2 protein-coding genes are annotated in these 1,151 nt (G+C 74.2%); one reads left to right on the forward strand and one right to left on the reverse strand.

Annotated elements, in window-relative coordinates:
- Positions 1-664 (reverse strand): HAMP domain-containing protein (locus tag VR44_RS25815; protein WP_045949993.1); only part of this gene is annotated, 664 nt, incomplete at its 3' end.
- Between the two features lie 222 nt (positions 665-886).
- Between VR44_RS25815 and VR44_RS25820 the strand changes: the two genes are divergently transcribed.
- Positions 887-1,151 (forward strand): hypothetical protein (locus tag VR44_RS25820; protein WP_063778969.1); only part of this gene is annotated, 265 nt, incomplete at its 3' end.

Below are 1,151 nucleotides of genomic sequence, written 5' to 3' on the forward strand. Positions count from 1 at the left end.
GCTCCAGGATCTCCCCGCGGGCGTCCACGTCGATCTTGCGGGTGAGGTCTCCCTCGGCGACGGCCGTGGTGACCTGCGCGATGTTGCGGACCTGGTTGGTGAGGTTGTCCGCCATCGAGTTCACGTTGTTGGTGAGGTCCATCCAGGTGCCCGAGACCCCGTGGACGGTGGCCTGACCCCCCAGGTTCCCCTCCGTGCCCACCTCGCGGGCCACCCGGGTGACCTCCTCCGCGAACGAGGACAGCCGCTCGACCATCGTGTTGATGGTCTCCTTCAGCTCCAGGATCTCCCCGCGCGCGTCGACCCTGATCTTCTGCGTCAGGTCGCCCCTGGCCACGGCCGTGGCCACCTGGGAGATGTTGCGGACCTGCGATGTCAGGTTGTCGGCCATGCTGTTGACGGCGTCGGTCAGCTCGCGCCACACGCCCCCGACGGGCGGCACCCGCGCCTGACCGCCGAGCCGGCCCTCGCCGCCGACCTCCTGCGCCACGCGGGTCACCTCGGTGGTCACCAGGGACAGCTGGGCGACCATGCCGTTGAAGACGGCCGCGATGTTTCCGGGCAGGCCGCCGGCGTCCTCCGGAAGCCGGGTGTCCAGATTGCCGTCGCGGACCGCCATCAGGCCCGCGAGCAGCTGCTCCAGCGTTCTGTCTGTCTCGTCCATGGTCAGTCCCGAAGAGGAGCCGTCGACTCCACTGTGACACGGGAGGGCCCCGTCGGCGTCTGCCCCCGCCGGGCCGTCCTACTCCGTACCGGTGACGTGGCGGCCCCCGCCCGGCGTGCCTCCCGCCCGGCCGCGGCCCCGCGCGGGGGCGGGCGGTAGACCTGGCACCGCAGGCGGGACAGGGGCGCCGCGGGCGCGGCGGACGGACGGCGGGGAGAGACGATGGAGGCTACGGCGAACGGCCCGGCGGCCGCGGCCGCCGCGGCGGAGCTGCTCGGGTGGTGGGCGGCCGGACTCGTCCTCCAGGTGCTGTTCATCAGCACCCTGTCCTGGCCCGAATTGGCCGTCGCCGCGGCCGGCGCCGCCCTGGCGGCCGTGGCCGCACGGGCCGTACGGCGCGCCGCGGGCGCCCGCACCGGGGGCCGGGCCCGGCTCCTCACCGCCCTGCTGCTGTTCCCCGGCGCCCTGCTCACCGACACCGGCAGGC

It is taken from the genome of Streptomyces katrae, assembly GCF_000966975.1.
Classification (GTDB): Bacteria; Actinomycetota; Actinomycetes; order Streptomycetales; family Streptomycetaceae; genus Streptomyces; species Streptomyces katrae.